This window comes from Stenotrophomonas sp. FSL W7-1447, from assembly GCF_037966425.1.
GTDB lineage: Bacteria > Pseudomonadota > Gammaproteobacteria > Xanthomonadales > Xanthomonadaceae > Stenotrophomonas > Stenotrophomonas pavanii.
This window is the reverse complement of record NZ_CP150199.1, coordinates 4,250,518-4,267,470: the sequence shown is the minus strand read 5'-3', so window position 1 is coordinate 4,267,470 and position 16,953 is coordinate 4,250,518. Positions and strand designations below refer to the sequence as shown.

16 protein-coding genes are annotated in these 16,953 nt (G+C 68.5%); 8 read left to right on the top strand and 8 right to left on the bottom strand.

Features of this window, described 5'->3' with window-relative positions; all coding sequences use genetic code 11:
• Nucleotides 1-35: 35 nt before the first annotated feature.
• The 3 genes from NSQ78_RS19795 (at nt 36) to bfr (ending at nt 1,588) form a co-directional block, all read left to right on the top strand.
• A complete protein-coding gene (locus tag NSQ78_RS19795) occupies nt 36-656 on the top strand; it encodes an RNA pyrophosphohydrolase (RefSeq protein WP_033833578.1) in 621 nt (206 codons plus the stop codon).
• Nucleotides 657-764: 108 nt separating this feature from the next.
• The gene (locus NSQ78_RS19790) at nt 765-974 is read left to right on the top strand and encodes a bacterioferritin-associated ferredoxin (protein WP_005411309.1); all 210 of its coding nucleotides are present in this window, start codon (nt 765-767) and stop codon (nt 972-974) included.
• A gap of 143 nt (nt 975-1,117) precedes the next feature.
• Nucleotides 1,118-1,588, top strand: coding sequence for a bacterioferritin (bfr, locus tag NSQ78_RS19785; RefSeq protein WP_033833577.1), 471 nt, complete (start codon nt 1,118-1,120; stop codon nt 1,586-1,588).
• Between the two features lies 1 nt (nt 1,589).
• Here the strand turns inward: bfr and NSQ78_RS19780 are convergent, their stop codons facing one another.
• The 3 genes from NSQ78_RS19780 to NSQ78_RS19770 are packed head-to-tail and all read right to left on the bottom strand — an operon-like array spanning nt 1,590 to nt 6,368.
• On the bottom strand, nt 1,590-3,815 hold the full coding sequence (locus tag NSQ78_RS19780) for a hybrid sensor histidine kinase/response regulator (RefSeq protein WP_064239387.1): 2,226 nt from the start codon (nt 3,813-3,815) through the stop codon (nt 1,590-1,592).
• Between the two features lies 1 nt (nt 3,816).
• Nucleotides 3,817-5,706 (bottom strand): EAL domain-containing protein, encoded by a 1,890-nt coding sequence (locus NSQ78_RS19775; protein WP_064239386.1) that lies wholly within the window; start codon nt 5,704-5,706, stop codon nt 3,817-3,819.
• A 44-nt stretch (nt 5,707-5,750) separates the two neighbouring features.
• Nucleotides 5,751-6,368 carry a DUF4126 domain-containing protein gene (locus tag NSQ78_RS19770; protein WP_053461578.1) on the bottom strand — a complete coding sequence of 206 codons (618 nt, stop codon included), beginning with the start codon at nt 6,366-6,368 and terminating at the stop codon, nt 5,751-5,753.
• Nucleotides 6,369-6,547: 179 nt separating this feature from the next.
• Here NSQ78_RS19770 and NSQ78_RS19765 point away from each other — a divergent pair, with 179 nt between their 5' ends.
• The 5 genes from NSQ78_RS19765 (at nt 6,548) to ampE (ending at nt 10,239) form a co-directional block, all read left to right on the top strand.
• On the top strand, nt 6,548-7,291 hold the full coding sequence (locus NSQ78_RS19765) for a DUF6776 family protein (RefSeq protein ID WP_339207290.1): 744 nt from the start codon (nt 6,548-6,550) through the stop codon (nt 7,289-7,291).
• Nucleotides 7,292-7,295: 4 nt separating this feature from the next.
• Nucleotides 7,296-7,760: a polymer-forming cytoskeletal protein gene (locus NSQ78_RS19760; RefSeq protein WP_049467999.1), complete on the top strand. Its 465-nt coding sequence runs from the start codon at nt 7,296-7,298 to the stop codon at nt 7,758-7,760.
• A 31-nt stretch (nt 7,761-7,791) separates the two neighbouring features.
• Entirely contained in the window at nt 7,792-8,184 is a 393-nt protein-coding gene (gene erpA, locus NSQ78_RS19755) for an iron-sulfur cluster insertion protein ErpA (protein ID WP_005419789.1), read from the top strand.
• 116 nt (nt 8,185-8,300) lie between these two features.
• A complete protein-coding gene (gene nudC / locus NSQ78_RS19750; protein ID WP_049467998.1) occupies nt 8,301-9,206 on the top strand; it encodes an NAD(+) diphosphatase in 906 nt (301 codons plus the stop codon).
• 145 nt (nt 9,207-9,351) lie between these two features.
• Entirely contained in the window at nt 9,352-10,239 is an 888-nt protein-coding gene (gene ampE / locus NSQ78_RS19745; RefSeq protein WP_064239385.1) for a regulatory signaling modulator protein AmpE, read from the top strand.
• Between the two features lie 480 nt (nt 10,240-10,719).
• On the opposite strand, the gene NSQ78_RS19740 is transcribed toward ampE, so the two are convergent.
• The 5 genes from NSQ78_RS19740 to yccS all read right to left on the bottom strand — a co-directional run bounded on the left by NSQ78_RS19740 (nt 10,720) and on the right by yccS (nt 16,128).
• On the bottom strand, nt 10,720-11,145 hold the full coding sequence (locus NSQ78_RS19740; RefSeq protein WP_049468614.1) for a DUF2752 domain-containing protein: 426 nt from the start codon (nt 11,143-11,145) through the stop codon (nt 10,720-10,722).
• A gap of 43 nt (nt 11,146-11,188) precedes the next feature.
• Entirely contained in the window at nt 11,189-11,467 is a 279-nt protein-coding gene (locus tag NSQ78_RS19735) for a CD225/dispanin family protein (protein ID WP_005419785.1), read from the bottom strand.
• A 34-nt stretch (nt 11,468-11,501) separates the two neighbouring features.
• Nucleotides 11,502-11,789: a CD225/dispanin family protein gene (locus NSQ78_RS19730; RefSeq protein WP_005419784.1), complete on the bottom strand. Its 288-nt coding sequence runs from the start codon at nt 11,787-11,789 to the stop codon at nt 11,502-11,504.
• 229 nt (nt 11,790-12,018) lie between these two features.
• Complete coding sequence (locus NSQ78_RS19725; RefSeq protein ID WP_053504873.1) at nt 12,019-13,908, bottom strand: MFS transporter; 1,890 nt, start codon at nt 13,906-13,908, stop codon at nt 12,019-12,021.
• Nucleotides 13,909-13,950: 42 nt separating this feature from the next.
• Nucleotides 13,951-16,128, bottom strand: coding sequence for a YccS family putative transporter (yccS, locus tag NSQ78_RS19720; protein ID WP_049468608.1), 2,178 nt, complete (start codon nt 16,126-16,128; stop codon nt 13,951-13,953).
• Nucleotides 16,129-16,953: the final 825 nt, after the last annotated feature.

Below are 16,953 nucleotides of genomic sequence, written 5' to 3'. Positions count from 1 at the left end.
AGTCCCGACCAGTAGATTTTTTAGGAGTCCGCATCGTGATCGATCCGGACGGCTATCGACCGAACGTCGGCATCGTGCTGATGCGGCAGGACGGCCAGGTGTTCTGGGCACGACGCGTGCGCCGGGACGGTTGGCAGTTCCCGCAGGGCGGCATGAATACCGACGAGACGCCTGTCGAGGCCATGTATCGTGAACTGCAGGAAGAGACCGGCCTGCTGCCTGAGCATGTGGAAGTGCTCGGGGCGACACCCGGCTGGCTGCGCTACAAGCTGCCGGCGCGGGCCATCCGCCGCAACGAGCGGCAGGTCTGCATCGGCCAGAAGCAGGTCTGGTTCCTGCTGCGCCTGACCGGCGACGAATCCCACGTGAAGCTGGACCACACCGACTCGCCCGAGTTCGACCACTGGCGCTGGGTCGATTTCTGGTACCCGGTGGAGCACGTGGTGATGTTCAAGCGCGGGGTCTATGCGCGCGCATTGCGACACCTGGCGCCGTTGGCGCGCGGGGTGGCCGGGCCGGGCGTCACCGCCATGCCCAAGAGTGCGGCCGAGGCCTGGATGCCCGGCCACACCGCCGGCCACGACCGTCCGCGCAAGCGCCCCCGAACCCGGGGCTATTGGCCGAAGAAGGCCACCGGCGACGGTCCGGCGAGCTGACAGCCTGAACGGTATCGAGAATGGTTCAGGTCTCTGATTGACAACCATTCTCGTTTCCATTGGAATAGCCAACAGGCCGCTCCTGGCCTGCCAGCCCGGTTCCCGCCTGTGTACGTCTGCATCTGCAACGGAGTCACCGACCACCAGATCCGCGAAGCCGCCAGCCATGGCGTCAGTACGGTGGCCGAACTGACCATGCGTACCGGATGTGGTGCCACCTGCGGTTCCTGCCTGGACATGGCGGGTGATCTGCTGGCCAAGGCGCGCGCGACCCATGACCTGCCGCTGCCGGTCCTCGGCCTGGCACAGGTCGCCTGAGCGGTTCTTTCGCGGCGCAATGACGCCGCGCTTTCGCATCCTTCACGCGCGGCCGCGCAGGCCAATGCGCACGATTCGCGTTCCTTCACCCCGATACGCAAGGCGTTAAAGTGCCTGTGTTTTCAGCGTGCAGGAGCATCCCCATGAAGGGCGACACCAAGGTCATCGAATTCCTCAACAAGGTCCTCTACAACGAGTTGACCGCGATCAACCAGTACTTCCTGCACGCCAAGATGCTGAAGAACTGGGGCATCAAGGAACTGGCCGAACACGAGTACAAGGAATCGATCGACGAGATGAAGCATGCCGACATGCTCGCCGACCGCATCCTGTTCCTCGAAGGCCTGCCGAACTTCCAGGCGCTGGGCAAGCTGCGCATCGGCGAAAACCCGACCGAGATCCTGCAGTGCGACCTGTCGCTGGAACGCGATGGCGTGGTCACCCTGCGCGAGGCCGTCGCCCATGCCGATTCGGTCGGCGACTACGTCAGCCGCCAGCTGTTCGTGAAGATTCTCGATTCGGAAGAAGAGCACATCGACTGGCTGGAAACGCAGCTCGACCTGATCGAGCGCATCGGTGAGCCGAAGTACCTGCTGAGCAAGCTGGAAGAGTGAATCAGCTGGACTGGCCGGCGCGATGCTGTGCCAGGTAGCCGGTCAGCGCCACCCGTGCCCGGGCGAATTCGGCCACCAGCAGCGCCACCGCGACCGCGGGGCGCTGCAGGCTGCCACTCCGGGCTTCGTGCTCGATCCGCTGCGCAACCGCCGACAGCGACAGCGCGCCCACGTTCGCGCTCGATGATTTCAGGCTGTGCGCGAGCGCCTGCAGGCGCGGCTCATCACCGGCCTGCGCGGCCTGCTGCAGCTGCTGCACCATGACCGGTGCATCTTCCAGAAAGACCGTAACGATCTGGGTCGCAGCGTCGCCGATCACCGCGCGTAGTTCGTCCAGCACCCCGCGGTCGAGGACCGGTTGCGGCGTCGTGCCGACCGGGCCGTCATCGCCTTGGGGCGCCTGCTCCAGGCCGTCGCCAGCAACGTTGGCAGCCGCGCCTGCCGCTGCCGCCGGCTCTATGGAAGGCAGCGGCAACGACGCCGCGTTCCGGCGGCCCCAGCGCTGCAGCAGCGCGTGCAGCGTGGCGCGGTCGATCGGCTTGGACAGGTAATCGTCCATCCCCGCCTGCAGGCAGCGCTCGCGGTCACCGGCCATGGCGTTGGCGGTCATTGCGATGATCGGCAGTCGCGCACGGCCGGTTTCTGCTTCTTCGGCACGCCAGTGGCGCGTGGCGGCGTAGCCATCCAGCACCGGCATCTGGCAATCCATCAATACGACGTCCACGTCACCCTGGCGTAGGGCAAGCAGTGCCTGCTCGCCATCGGCCGCATTGCGGACCTCGCACTGGAACACGCGCAGCAGCTGCTCGGCCACCATCCGGTTGACCGTGTTGTCCTCCACCAGCAGCACGCGCAGATGCAGCGGCGGCAGCGAGGCCACCGGTTGCGCGTCGTCCGCGTTGGCCAGCAGTGCTGCGGGGCGCGCAGGGGTGACCGGTGCAGCCAGCAGCGCATGCACGGCGGCATCGTCGAAGTGCGCGGGCAGCTGGCGCTGGCGCGGTCGTTGCGCCGGTGCGTCATCCTGCAGCCAGAGCACCTGCAGTGTGTCGTCGTCACCGCGCTCGGCCAGTGCCTGCTGCAGCCTCGCCTCGCCGCTGCGGCGCGCGCGCGCATCGACCAGCAGCCAGGCCGGTGCCGGTTGTCCGGGCCGTGGCGCCGCGCGCAGGCGTTCGACCACGGCGTCCAGCTGCGACAGAACCTGTACCTGCAGCCCATGGTGGGCCGCGATGCGCCCGATGCGGGCCTGCAGCGGCGCGTCGGCACTGAACAGCAGCAGCGGGGCCGGCGCCCGCGACATCGCGGGCAGGTCGCCCGGCACCTTCAGCAGCGGAATCTCGAACCAGAACGTAGCACCCTGGCCGGGCGTGGACTGCACGCCGATGCGGCCGTGCATCAGGTCGATGATGCGTTTGCAGATGGCCAGGCCCAGGCCGGTGCCGCCATAGATGCGGGTGGTCGAGGCGTCGGCCTGGCTGAAGGACTGGAACAGGCGCGCCTGCAGGGCTTCATCGATGCCGATGCCGGTATCGATGACCTCGAAGCGCAGCTGGTGCTGTGCGGCGCCTTCGCCCAGGCGCAGCACGCGCAGCTGCACGTGGCCGCGCGCGGTGAACTTGATCGCGTTGGCCAGCAGGTTGCTCAGGACCTGGCGCAGGCGTACCGGGTCGCCGCGCACCGGCAGGCGCACCGATGGATCAAGCTGCAGGGCCAGGGCCAGGCCCTTGGCATCGGCCGCGCGCTGCATCAGCTGGACGACGCCATCGAGCAGATCGCGCAGGTTGAAACTGGTGATCTCCAGTTCCAGCGCCTGTGCCTCCAGCCGTGAGTAATCGAGGATGTCGTCGACGATGCGCAGCAGCTGCTGCGAACTGGCCGAGGCAGTGGCCAGCATCTGTCGCTGGTCTTCGCCCAGCGGCCCGCGCGCGATCAGCTCCAGCATCGGCAGGATGCCATTGAGCGGGGTGCGGATCTCGTGGCTCATCGTGGCCAGGAACTCGCCCTTGGCCAGCGCAGCCGCTTCGGCGGCCTGCTTGGCCTGCAGCAGCTGCTGCTCCAGCTGGCCCTGGCGTTCGGTGGTGCGGCGCAGCTGGTCGCGCTCGGCGGCGAGCGCGTCGTGGGCGCGCCGTAGCTGGGCCAGTGCCTGGGCGCGCGCGCGCAGGCGCAGGCCCACCACCAGCGCCGGGGCGGCTGCAGCGAGGGCAACCAGCAGCACGCCCCACAGCGGCACGTCAGAGCACCGCGTTGTGGAAGTCGAAGTTCAGGTCGCTGCCGGCCGACTGCACCATGTTGCCCTGGATGTAGTCCACGCCGCCGACCCACATCGCCGCGGCCGCCTGCGGATCCTCGATCTGCTGGCCGATGATCTTCAGTCCGGCGGCATGCGCCTGTTCGATCGCCTTGCGCAGTTCCTCGCGCGTGGCGGGGTTGGAATGGCTGCTGGAGAAGCGCGCGGCCATGCGCACGAACGACAGCGGCAGCTGGGTCAGCAGGGCGTCGGCCTCGCCGCCGGGTTCGAACTGGCTCAGGCAGAAGCGCACCCCGGCACTGGCCATGCGCTGGCAGAACTGCTGCAGCGGCACGGTGTGGATCAGCGCATCGGGCAAGCGCACGTCGATCACCAGCGCAGCGCCGGGCAGGTCGCGCTGCTGCAGCGATTCCAGCAGCCAGTCGGCGAAGGCATCGCGCTGCAGGGTGCGCAGCGACTGCGAGACGAACAGGTTCAGCGGCTGCGTCGCGTGCCGGTACAGATCCAGCAGCCCCAGCGCGTGGTCCATGACCTGCTGGTCGAGGTCGGCGATGCGGCCCGCTGCTTCCGCCGCCGGGATCACCTGGCCGGCGGCCAGCACCGTGCCATCGGCCTGGCGCAGGCGCAGCAGCAGCTGGTACTGCGCGGTGTTGCCACCGACGACGGCGACGATCGGCTGGTAGGCCAGTTCCAGCTGGCCTTCCAGCAGGGCCAGATGCTCCTGTTCGGTGACCGCCTGGCGATGCACATGGCCCGCCACGCCGGCACTGAGCAGGCGGGCCTGAAGGGTGGTGCGCTCGACCGCCTCCAGCGCACTGTTGGCATCCTCGAAGCCCGGTGACAGGGGGGCATAGCCGACCACGCCGCGCAGGTGCACCGATTCGTCGTCGCGGATCACGAAGGCGCGTGCCGACAGCTGCTCGCGCAGGGAAGCGGCGATGCCCTCCAGCGCGTCCTCGTCGGCGTTGCGGGCCAGCAGCAGGAAGCTGTTGTCGTTCAGGCGGGCCAGCAGGTGCGGATGCCCGGCCTCGGCCAGGCGCTGCCCGGCCTGCACCATCAGCCGTTCAAACGCGGCATAGCCATAGCGCTCGCGCAGGCCCAGCGCGCTGGCCACTTCGACGAAGAACACGCCGCCGCGGTCGCGGTGGGCAAGTGCGGTGTTGAGCTGCTGCAGCACGTGATGGCGCGTCGGCAGGCCGGTTTCCGGATTGCTGGTGGCCGGTGCGCCGCTGGCACCAGGCAGGGTCGCCGCCTGGGCGCGTGCGCGGCGGATGCGGTTGGCCACCGCGGCGATCAGGTGGCGGGGCCGGATCGGCTTGCTCAGGTAATCGTCGGCGCCGCTGTCGAGTACTTCGAACTGGCGCTCCGGATCCGGATCACCGCTGAGGAACACGATCGGCAGCAGCTGCAGGCCGGGCTGCTGGCGGATCAGTGCGGTCAGCCGCATGCCATCCAGCCCGGGCAGGTGCAGATCCATCAGGATCAGGTCGGGGCGGTGTTCCTTGATCGCCTGCAGCGCGCCATCGGCGTCGCTGTGCACGATCGCCTGCATGCCGGCGCCGTGCAGCACGCTCTGCGCGAACAGGGCCTGCGCACGATCGTCTTCGACGATCAGCACGCGGTAGGGCGAGTCCGATGACGGTGGGGCAAGATCGTTGTTGCCGGCTTCGGCCGCGGTGATCGGACCGGGCAGCGGCGGCGGTGCGCCGTTGACCGGGGCAGGCACATCGGCCGCCACGGTGGGCGGGGCCGCAGCCATCGGTGCGGCAACCGCAGGCGGCGCCACCTCCGGCGTCCAGCGTTGCCAATGATCGGCCGGAGGGGTTTCAGCGCGTCCCGGGCGGGCGCCCGCGGGGGATTCGTTTGCGGCCATCGGTGCTCCTGGTGTTCGCGTCCATTATGCGACAAGCCCGGTGCTCAGCCGCTGCCGGTGTGCCCGGGGGCTGATGCGGATGCACCGCGCGCCAGCCAGCGCACGCCCTTCCACAGTGCGCGCCAGACCAGCCACACCAGCAGTGCGCCGGCCAGGCTGCAGGCCAGCACCACCACCAGGGCGATCCACGGATGCGCCAACGCCAGTGCCAGCCCGCCGACCACCACGGTGTCTTCGGCAGCGGAGGCCACCCAGTTGCTGGCCGGTTCCGGTGAGGTGTTGAGCAGGGCGCGGGTGCCGGCCTTCAGGCCGTGGCTGGCCAGGGCGACGCCGGCACCGGCGGCGAGTGCGCCGGCGCCGAGCTGACCGTCCGGCGACAGGGTGGCCGCTGCGAGGAACGCGCCGGCCGGCACGCGTGCGAGCGTCTGCACCAGGTCCCAGACCGAGTCCACGCCGGGAATCTTGTCGGCGAAGAACTCGGCGATGGCCAGTGCTGCCGACGTGCCCAGCACCCACCAGGATTCGGTGGCCTGCAGGGCGGGCGGCAGCTCGACCCAGCCGAGCAGGCCGGCCAGGCCGACGCCGAACACGGTGAGGTAGACGCGGATTCCGGCCAGCCAGGCCAGCAGGATGCCGATCACGAACAGGTGGGCTTCGGTCATGGCGGTGCTCCGGCGACGGAACTGTGCAGGGGGCCACACTATCGACGATGGCGTGCCTGAACGCCACAGACCGTGGCCGGCCAGGGCACAGGAAACCCCCTGGTCCTGTCATACACTAACCCGTCGTTTGCCACAGGGGCCGTACCGGTGTCGCCCTCGCGATACCCCGGAAACCACCCATGACCAACCGTCCTCCCATGCGCGTGCAGGTCCGCCTGCCCGGCGCGCCGCAACCCCCTGCCGACCGTCGCCGCCTGCTGGTGATCGGCGGCATCTGGCTGCTCAGCCTGGTGCTGGCGGTGCTTGGCGGCTGCTGGATGGCCACCCCGCGCGATGCCCAGGGCCAGCGCCTGCAGGCCGCCGAGAAGCGTGCCGAGACGCTGCAGGCGCAGTTGACCGAGCTGCGCCAGAAGCAGGCCACGCTGGAAGCCTCCGACCGCATCAGCCGCGCCGCCAACACCGAGGTGCAGTCCTCGCTGGCCGAACGCGATGAGGAAATCGCCGGGCTGCGCGCCGATGTCGCCTTCTACGAGCGACTGGTCGGCTCGACCAGCCAGCGCAAGGGCCTGAACACCCATTCGATCGAGTTCAGCCCGGAGGCGGCCGGCACCTGGCAGTACACCGCCGTGCTGACCCAGAACCTCAACCGCGGTGCCATCAGCCAGGGGCAGATGCGCTTCACCGTGGAAGGCGTGAAGAACGGCAAGCTGGCCACGATCAGCTGGGATGATCTGCACCAGCGCAGCAAGGTGCCGGGACAGGATTACTCGTTCCGGTACTTCCAGCAGCTCACCGGCAGCGTGATGCTGCCGGCTGACTTCACCCCGCAACGCGTGCGGGTGACATTGGGGAGTGGTATGGGGGGTACCACCCAGGTATTCGACTGGAAACAGGCCGGTGCGCCGGCCAGCAAAGGGGAGTAGGCAGATGTTCGGAAGCAGCAAATCCAACCGTGACGGCCAGCTGGTGGTGGATGCCCTGATCGGCAACCAGGTGGTGATCCGCGGTGACGTGGAATTCAGTGGGGGGCTGTATGTGGAAGGCCGCATCCACGGCAAGGTGATTGCCAGCGAAGGCGCCAGTGGTGCAACCCTGACGGTTGCCGAGCATGGCGTGATCGAGGGCGAGATCCGCGCGCAGGTGGTGGTCATCAGTGGCCGCCTGGACGGCGACGTGCATGCCACCGAGAAGGTCGAACTGACCCCGAGCGCCCGGGTCAATGGCAATGTCCATTACCAGGTGGTGGAGATGAATGCGGGGGCTCAGCTGAACGGCCGCCTGATCCATGCCAGCGCACCGGTCGCGGCGCTGCCGGCACCGGACGGCGACGAGGCCAAGGGCGACAAGGGCGACACCGCCGCGCGCCGCAAGCTGGCCGAGGCGATGGCTTGAAAGCCGTCGCCGGCACCCCCATGCTGGCAGCATGAGTACGCTAGTCTCCCTGCCCGGCGCCACCCCGGTTGCCGCGCCCGATTACCAGTCACTGGAGCGTCCGCTGAACTTCACCGAGTCGGCGGCCGCCAAGGTCAAATCCCTGATCCAGGAAGAGGGCAACCCCGACCTGGCGCTGCGCGTGTACATCGAGGGCGGTGGCTGTTCGGGCTTCCAGTACGGGTTCGAGTTCGATGAGAACCGTGCCGAGGACGACCTGGCGGTGCAGACCAGCGGGGTGACCCTGCTGGTCGACCCGCTGAGCCTGCAGTACCTGATGGGGGCCGAGGTGGATTACACCGAGAGCCTGACCGGTGCGCAGTTCGTGATCCGCAACCCGAACGCGAAGACCACCTGCGGCTGCGGCAGCAGCTTCAGCATGTAGCAGATCCACGCCACGCGTGGATGCGCGGTGCCCGCGACCGCGCCTGTGGACCACACGGGCAAACTGCGCACAGTGCCGACCTTGCCACCCGCCTCGATTGGCGGCACGCTTGGCGGATGCCCAATACTCCTTCGCCGCTTTCCGGTTTTGCCTTCGTTGGCGAACCCCTGGAGCGCGCCGATGCCCTGCGCGAGGATGCCGATGCATTGGCGCGCCTGTGGCCGGGCGCGCGCATCCTCGTCCTCGATCAGGACGGCAGCGCCTTCACCGGCGATGATGACCAGCCGTTGGCGCTGACCGGCGCCGACATCGGTGGTGGCCCCGGTGCTGCGATCTTCCTTGGCCTGCGTGGGGAACAGGCGTGGTTCTCGGTCGAAGCCGCCAATGTCACGGTGAGCGCACCCAGACGCCTTGATCTGCGCCAGGCGGCCTTGCTGTGGTCGACGGCTGACGCGACCGCCTTCAGCTATGCCCGCGGCATGTCCTACTGGCACTCGCGCACCCGCTTCTGCGGTGTGTGCGGCGGTGCCGTGGCATTCGCCCGGGGCGGCTTCGTCGGCCGTTGCGCGCAGTGTTCCACCGAACATTACCCCCGCGTGGATCCGGCCGTGATTGTCGCGGTGGAAAACCAGGGGCGGTTGTTGCTGGGCCGGCAGTCGAACTGGGCCCCGCGTCGTTACTCGGTCCTGGCCGGCTTCGTCGAACCCGGCGAGACCTTCGAGCAGACCGTGGTGCGCGAAGTCCACGAGGAGAGCAAGGTGCGGGTAACCGCCTGCCAGTATCTCGGATCGCAACCATGGCCGTTCCCCGGCGCGCTGATGGTCGGCTTCCGTGCGCAGGCACTGGACGACCTGCCGACCGTGGATGGCGAGCTGGAGGATGCGCGCTGGTTCAGTGCCGACGAAGTTGGCGCTGCGCTGGCCCGTGATGTGGAGGATGACGGCGAGGGGATCCGCCTGTCGCCGCCGATCTCGATTTCGCGTGGGCTCATCGAGCACTGGTACCGCGAGCAGCAGGGCTGAGCCGACGCTGCCGCCGGGCCGTGGTGGCCGCTGTATTGCCGCCACCTGAACACGGCCCGGGTTACAGTCCGGTTCACCGCTGAGGCGGCCGCTGCGACAGGTAAGGTAGCGGCGCCGAGCGTTCTGTTTCGTAGGGAGACCTGCCATGTTCACCACTCTGGCCGCCGTGCTGGTGGCGCTGGCCCTGGGCCATGTTGCCCCCGCCGCTGCCGCTTCGCTGCGCCGTTTCGACGGCTTCCGGCGCTGGCTGGGCTGGCTGGACGCGCACGGCGGCAAGGCATGGCAGGGACCGGCCGGTGTGGCGCTGGCGCTGCTGCCGCCGCTGTTGCTGATGGCGCTGCTGGCGTGGCTGCTGCGCGGGGTGCTGTTCGGCCTGCCGTCGCTGCTGCTGGGCGTGGCAGTGCTGGCCTGGTGCTGGGGGCCGCGCGACCTGGATCGCGATATCGAAGCCATCATCGATGCCGATGACGCGGCGACGCGGCAGGCGGCCGTGCGCAACCTGCAATCCGCCGGCGGCAGCCTGCGCGAGGACGTGCCATCGCTGGTCGAGGCGACCGTGCTCAATGCGCTGCGGCGGTGGTTCGCGGTGCTGTTCTGGTTCCTGTTGCTGGGCCCGGCCGGTGCGTTGGGCTACCGCTTGCTGGCGCTGATGGCGGAAAGCCCGATGCGTGCACGCGTGCCGGTGGAGCCGCTGGCACTGGCGCAGCGCCTGCTGGGCTGGATCGAGTGGCCGGTAGCGCAGCTGATGGCGTTCTCGATGGCGCTGGTGGGCAACTTCGATACGGCGTGGAAGGCGTGGCGCCAGGCCCATGGCGAGCGCCTGGCGGGCACCGTCGGTTTCCTGGGCGCGGTGGCGCGGGCCAGCGTCAACGCCGAGCTGCGCGAGGATGCGCACGATTACACCGAAGCCGGGCTGTTGCCGGTGTGGCAGCGGCTGCCGGACCTGCGTGATGCGATGAGCCTGGTGTGGCGGATGCTGCTGCTGTGGCTGGCGATTCTCGCCCTGCTGGTGATTGCAGGCTGGGTGACGTAGGTGTTTTGGCAGGGCTTGCAGCCCTGCACCTGCAGAGGCAACAGAGCAACAGCAACGGCAACCGCTGGATTGCTGCGGGTTGGCGGGGTGGGTCGGATGGCGGGGGACGCCGTGAATCCGTCCATGGAGGCTTGGTCGCCGCATCCATGCGGCTCACACCCCCGCCATCCGACCCACCCCGCCTTCGACAGTTTTCCGCGCACGGACGTTCTCCAGAGCCGAGCCATGCTTGGCTCCGAGCGAGCGTAGCGAAGCGATCCGCTTCCGCTTTTGAACTTCTCTTTCTTTTCCGTGGTGGACGTGCACGGAAACTGTCCGTGGCCGGGCGGGTGGGCTGCGCAGGGGCGTGAGCCGCATGGATGCGGCGACCGAGCTTACATGGACGTACTTGCAGCGACCCCTGCGCAGTCCACCCGCCCGGCCAATCCCATGATCGACAAACGCCGCCCACCACGAGGGGCTGCGCCGTTGGCTGGAAGCCTAGACCGGTGCCAGTGCGGTGAACGGTGCCCACGGCAGGTTGCGCAGCAGCGCATACCCGGGCAGCAGCCAGAGCCAGAACGTGGGATTGGCCAGTACCCGCATCAACGGGTCGAGCACGCGCGGGCGGATGCCGGCGGTGTTCAGCAGCATCAGCAACAGGAACGGCAGGCTGATGACCAGCAGCGGGTTCATCGCCATCGCGCCGGGCAGGTCGAAGTGGACCAGTGAATACAGGCAGCGGGTGCTGCCACAGCCCGGGCAGTACAGGCCGGTCAGCGCGTACAGCGGGCAGCTCGGCAACGGATTGCCGGCGACATAGGGATTGACGTTGCGCAGCACCAGCGCGGCACCGGCGGCCAGTCCGGTGGCGGCCAGCAGCGGTGCCCAGCGGGCCAGTCGGGATCGGGAGGGCAGTGCGGACATGCAGCAACGGATCCGGCGCAGGCGCCGGATCCGTCCACGCGGATCAGTAGCCGCTGTTGCTCATCGCACCCATGCCGCCGAGAGCGACGATCAGGATGCCGTACAGCACGCCGACCACGACGGCGGCGATGGCCGACCAGATGGCCCACTTCTTGGCCTTGGCCGAGGATTCCTGGGCACCGGCGATGTCGCCAGCGGCCAGCTTGCCGTTGACCTGCGCGGCGTAGACGATCGACACGATGCCGGCCGGCAGGCAGCAGAACAGGGTGCTCAGGATGGCCCAGACCAGGTTGTTCGGGACCTGCGGAGTGGCGGTGTTCATGGGTTCAAGCTCCTTGATGGGTGGTGGTGGTGAATCATTGGTCGGAAAGAGCGCCCAGTACGGCCAAGCCGCCGAACAGCCCGAACCACAACAACAACAGGACCGGCAGGGCCACGGCCGAAGCCACCGCCCACCAGCCCGCCTTGCGCGACGCGCTGTAGGCCCCCGGCAGGTCGCCCGCCGCGCGGCGGCCATCGACCTGGGAGGCGTAGACGATCGACACCACGCCCAACGGCAGGCAGCAGAACAGCGTCGTCAGGATTGCCCAGACCAGATGGTTGGGGATGTAGACCGGACGGCTGAGCGGTGGCGGTTGATTCAAAGCGAGACTCCATTCCTTGGTGGCCGGCCCTGGTGCATTGGCCGAACCTCCCCCCTGTGGGTGCGTAATCTACCTCAACCTGCGCTGCATGTATGCGGTTACAGTCAGATACTGCCGTGTATGGCCCTTGACCGGGCGCGTCTGACGGCCCCTGCAATGAAACAGAGGCCGTCGTGGCAGGGGGAATGGGGCTGTTGCCTGCAAGGGTTACCGGCGGCCGCGCGGCCGATCAGGCGTGATCACCACGCAGGGCCCGCACCTGGGCCTCCAGCACCGGGGCGCTGGTGGTGTGGCCATCCACGGCCGGTGCCGCCACCACCTCGACGGTGGCGCGGAAACGACGCGGCACCCGCATGCGGCCCAGCCGGCTGTCGCGCCGGCTCCACATGCTCGACCACATGCCACGCAGGGCCATCGGCACCACCGGCACCGGCCGTCGCTCGAGGATCTTCTCGACGCCGGACTTGAACGGCGCCATCTCTCCGTCGCGGGTCAGCGCACCTTCCGGGAAGATGCATACCAGCTCACCCTCGGCCAGCGCAGCGTCGATCTCGTCGAACGCGCGCTGCATCAGCGCCGGGTCCTCGCGCGCCCCGGCAATCGGGATCGCCTTGGCAGTCCGGAAGATCCAGCGCATCACCGGGATGTTGAAGATCTTGTAGTACATGACGAAGCGCACCGGGCGCGGAATCGTCGCCGACAGGATCAGCGCGTCCATGTAGCTGACGTGGTTGCAGACCAGCAGTGCGGCACCTTCGTCCGGCACGTTGGCCTCGATGCCGTGCGGGCGCAGCCGGTACAGGGTGCGCACCATCAGCCAGCTGAGGAAGCGCATCAGGAATTCGGGGACGATGGTGAAGATGTAGATCGCCACCAGCGCGTTGGCGATGGCCAGCGCCAGGAACTGCTGCGGAATGGTCCAGTGCAGCAGCGTGTGCGCGGCCAGCGACAGCAGCGCCGCAGCGACGATGAAGCCCGAGTTCTGGATGTTCAACGCCGCGAACACGCGCGACATCTGCGCCTTCGGGGTGCGGCTCTGGATCAGCGCGAACAGGGGTACCACGAAGATGCCGGTGAACAGGCCGATGCCGATCAGGTCGATGACGATGCGCAGGCTGCCGGGCTGCTGCAGGAACGGCCCGATGGTCAGCCCGTGCACGGTCGCTTCGCCGCTGCGGGCGAAGTACAGGTCGAGCAGGAACGCGGTCATGCCAAACGCGCCCAGCGGCACCAGGCCGATTTCCACCGTACGGGCCGACAGCTTTTCGCACAGCAGCGAGCCGACGCCGGTGCCGACCGAGAACAGGGCCAGCGCGAAGATGTACAGGGTCGGCTCGCCGCCCAGGTTGGTGACCGCGTAGGCCGGCAGCTGGGAGGTCAGTACGGTGCCGACGAACCAGAACCAGGACACGCCCAGGATCGAGTTGCGCACGGCCTTCTGCTGGCGCGCCATGCGCAGCACCGCCAGCGATTCCGGCAGCGGGTTCCAGTTGATCTTCAGGGTAGGGTCGCCGGCATCGACCTTCGGGATCAGGCGCGCGGCGATGTTGCCGCAGATCGCCAGTGCGATGATCGCGCACGCGGCCACCACCGTGCCGTGGCTGCCGGCCACGGTAAACACCAGGCCACCGACGATCATGCCGGAGAGGATCGACATCGAGGTGCCCATCTCGACCAGGCCGTTGCCGCCGGTCAGCTCTTCGGGCCTGAGCACCGAGGGCAGGACCGAATACTTCACCGGGCCGAACAGGGTCGACTGCATGCCGGTGCAGAACAGGGCGACCAGCAGCACCGGCAGGCTCTGGGTGAGGAAGCCGGTGGCCGCCAGCGACATGATCACGATCTCCATGGTGGTGGTGATCACGATCAGGCGCGATTTCTCCAGCTTGTCGGCGATCTGCCCGGCCAGTGCCGAGAACAGGAAATACGGCAGGATGAAGATGGCCGGCGCCAGGGTGGCGTACAACCCCAGTTCTTCTTCCGGCACGGCCATGAACAGCAGCATGCTGATGATCGCCTGCCGGTACACGTTGTCATTGAACGCACCGAGCGCCTGCACCACGAAGAACGGCAGGAAGCGGCGCTGGCGCAGCAGGGCGAACTGGTTGTGACCGGACATGGAACCTCCTTGACCGGCGCAGCCTAGCATTCCTGCCCGCGATCAGGTCAGACTGGTTACCGCCTCATTGGCCGCCGCCCGCACCTTCGGCAGCATCCGCAGGACCAGTGCCATCTGCGTACGGATCAGCTGCAGTTTCGGCGGCATCGCGTCCTCGATCTGCTCCAGCTCTGCGGCCACCGCGCGGTCAGCGTCGTTGTCATCTTCGGCGACCGGTTGCCGAGCGGCCAGCGCCGAGGCCAGCTGCTGCAGTGCCTTGCGCACGCGCTCACCGGCCGCCAATGCCAGCGGATCGCCGGCATAGCTGTCCACCTGGTCGCGATGCGCGCCCAGGGCCGACAGATGACCGAGCAGGGTGTTGGACAGCGCCAGGAAACGGAAGCCGGCGTCCAGGTTGCGGCGGACATGGCCCGGCTCGCGCAGCATGTTCGACAGCGCGGTGGACAGCGCAGCATCGGCGTTGTGCATGTCGCGCCGGGCGATGCGGTAGGCAAGGTCGTCGCGCATGCCGCTGCGGTACTGGCCGAGCACTGAATCCAGGTAGCGGGCGGCGGTGTCCAGCACGCGCGCCAGCACCAGGTGCAGCTGGCGGCCCTGCCAGTCGGGCAGGATCAGGAACGCCGCCGCTGCGGCGATCGCGCAGCCCAGCACCGTATCGACCATGCGCGGCACGATCAGCACGAAGCCATCACCGATCAGGTTGAAGCAGGTCAGGGCCATCACCGTGATGGCCGCCGACGCCACCAGGTAGCGGTCGGTGCGGGTGAAGAAGAACAGCAGCGCCGACAGCAGGGCGATCAGCAGCTGCACGTGCAGTTGCGGGAACAACTGCAGCAGCGCCCAGGTCAGCACCAGGCCGGCCAGCGTGCCGACGATGCGCTGCGCCAAGCGCTGGCGGGTGGCGCCGAAGTTGGGCCGGCACACGAACACGATCGTCAGCAGCACCCACGAGCCGTTCTGCGCATTGAACAGGCGGATCGCGGCAAAGCCGGCGATCAGCGCCAGCGCCATGCGCAGGCCATGGCGGAACAGCACCGAGCCGGGCGTGAGCTGCTGGCGGATGCGCACGCCCATCTCGCGCAACGTGTGCGGGTTGCTGTCGCGCAGACGGGTGTCGACGTTGTCGAGGCTGGCTTCGGAACGCTCGGCATCCAGCAGCCGCCGTTCGATGCTGCGCAGGTTGTGCACCAGCAGGTCCAGTGAACCGAGCAGGCGCTGCCATTGCGGCCGCTGCTGGTCGCGCAGGTAGGCCAGCGCATCGGCCAGGTCACGCCCGGCCTGCTGGTTGCTTTCGCCGTACACGAACGGGCGGCGCAGGCGGATCGCTTCGCCCAGGCGCGCGCAGGCCTGGCCCTGCAGGTCGAGCAGGCGCTGGCAGCGGTACAGCACGTCGCTGTGGAAGAACGCGTCCACCAGCGCGCCATAGGGGTAGTGCGAAGAACTGGCGCGCTCGTGGAAATCCTGCGCCATGTAGTACAGGCGCAGGTACAGGCCGGAATTCACCCCCGGTCGGCCGGAGCGGCCGAAGCGGGCCAGGATCGCGGTCTTGGCCTCGTTCAACGCACCGACCACACGGCGGTTCTGTTCGGCCAGGTCGAGCTGGCGGCGTTGCAGGTCGGCTTCGCGCACCGGTTCGAACAGCGCGGCCTTCAGTTGCAGGTAGCGGCCCAGTTCCTGGTACAGCCGCGCAACGCGCTCACGCACCGGCCGGTTGGCGAACAGCGCGGTCCACAGGATCGACAACAGGCCGTACCAGACCGCACCGGCCAGCAGGTGGCTGACCGCGTCCAGCGCACTGTGCAGGTCGCTGGCACCGTGCTGCTCCAGGCCGATCATGGTGTAGATCGCCAGTGTCACCGTGGCCTGGGCAATGGACGCGTAGCGCTCGCCGAGCGCGCCAAGCAGGGTCAGGCCGAAGGTGGACAGTGCCAGCGCGCCGATGAAGACCCACGGCCACGGGAACAGCCAGATCACCGAGGCCGCAGCGAGGCAGAAGCACAGCAGCGACAGCATCACGGCCTTGGTCCGGCCCCACCAGTTGTCGTCGGTTTCCGCGATGGCACTGGCGATGATGCCGAGGAACACGCCCGGCAGGGCAGTCAGTGCATCGAACTGCCAGCACACAGCAACCGCGGTGGCCAGCGCGATGAACACGCGCAGGCCATAGCTGGCCTTTTCGTGGGCCCAGAGGCGGCTGAGGCGGGATTGTCGGGCAGGCATGCAGGCTCGGTGGACGGATCTGCCGCCATTATTGCGGCCTGCGCGTGAAATATGGAGTGCGGCCCAGCGGTCTGCACCCACGGTAGTGCCGGCCGCTGGCCGGCAGCTTGGCTGCACGGTGCATCGGCAAAGCCGGCCAGCGGCCGGCTCTACCAAAGCGATGTGCGTTGCGCGCGCCTGCGCACGCGACGTGCGGGCCACCGGTTCACACCCAGTCTGCACCCACGGTAGTGCCGGCCGCTGGCCGGCAGCTTGGCTGCAGTGCATCGGTAAAGCCGGCCAGCGGCCGGCTCTACCAGAGCGATGCGCGTTGCGCGCGCCTGCGAACGCGACGTGCGGGCCAGCGGTCCGCCCCCACGGTAGTGCCGGCCGCTGGCCGGCAGCTTGGCCGCACGGCGCATCGGCAAAGCCGGCCAGCGGCCGGCTCTACCAAAGCGATGTGCGTTGCGCGCGTCTGCGCACGCGACGTGCGGGCCAACGGTCCGCACCCAGTCCGCACCCACGGTAGTGCCGCCCGCTGGCCGGCAGCTTGGCCGCTCGGTGCATCGACAAAGCCGGCCAGCGGCCGGCTCTACCAGAGCGATGCGCGTTGCGCGCGCCAGCGGTCCGCACTCAGTCCGTTCCCACGGTAGTGCCGGCCGCTGGCCGGCAGCTTGGCCGCACGGTGCATCGGCAAAGCCGGCCAGCGGCCGGCTCTACCAGAGCGATGCGCGTTGCGAGCGCCTGCGCACGCGACGTGCGCGCCAACGGTCCGCACCCACGGTAGTGCCGGCCGCTGGCCGGCAGCTTGACTGCACGGTGCATCGGCAAAGCCGGCCAGCGGCC

What these genes read in the sequence shown, in the direction of transcription:
- bfr (WP_033833577.1), top strand. Translation starts at nt 1,118, where the DNA reads ATGAAGGGCGACACCAAGGTCATCGAATTCCTCAACAAGGTCCTCTAC.
- NSQ78_RS19775 (WP_064239386.1), bottom strand. Translation starts at nt 5,706, where the DNA reads ATGGCCGCAAACGAATCCCCCGCGGGCGCCCGCCCGGGACGCGCTGAA.
- NSQ78_RS19770 (WP_053461578.1), bottom strand. Translation starts at nt 6,368, where the DNA reads ATGACCGAAGCCCACCTGTTCGTGATCGGCATCCTGCTGGCCTGGCTG.
- NSQ78_RS19765 (WP_339207290.1), top strand. Translation starts at nt 6,548, where the DNA reads ATGACCAACCGTCCTCCCATGCGCGTGCAGGTCCGCCTGCCCGGCGCG.
- NSQ78_RS19760 (WP_049467999.1), top strand. Translation starts at nt 7,296, where the DNA reads ATGTTCGGAAGCAGCAAATCCAACCGTGACGGCCAGCTGGTGGTGGAT.
- erpA (WP_005419789.1), top strand. Translation starts at nt 7,792, where the DNA reads ATGAGTACGCTAGTCTCCCTGCCCGGCGCCACCCCGGTTGCCGCGCCC.
- nudC (WP_049467998.1), top strand. Translation starts at nt 8,301, where the DNA reads ATGCCCAATACTCCTTCGCCGCTTTCCGGTTTTGCCTTCGTTGGCGAA.
- ampE (WP_064239385.1), top strand. Translation starts at nt 9,352, where the DNA reads ATGTTCACCACTCTGGCCGCCGTGCTGGTGGCGCTGGCCCTGGGCCAT.
- NSQ78_RS19740 (WP_049468614.1), bottom strand. Translation starts at nt 11,145, where the DNA reads ATGTCCGCACTGCCCTCCCGATCCCGACTGGCCCGCTGGGCACCGCTG.
- NSQ78_RS19735 (WP_005419785.1), bottom strand. Translation starts at nt 11,467, where the DNA reads ATGAACACCGCCACTCCGCAGGTCCCGAACAACCTGGTCTGGGCCATC.
- NSQ78_RS19725 (WP_053504873.1), bottom strand. Translation starts at nt 13,908, where the DNA reads ATGTCCGGTCACAACCAGTTCGCCCTGCTGCGCCAGCGCCGCTTCCTG.
- yccS (WP_049468608.1), bottom strand. Translation starts at nt 16,128, where the DNA reads ATGCCTGCCCGACAATCCCGCCTCAGCCGCCTCTGGGCCCACGAAAAG.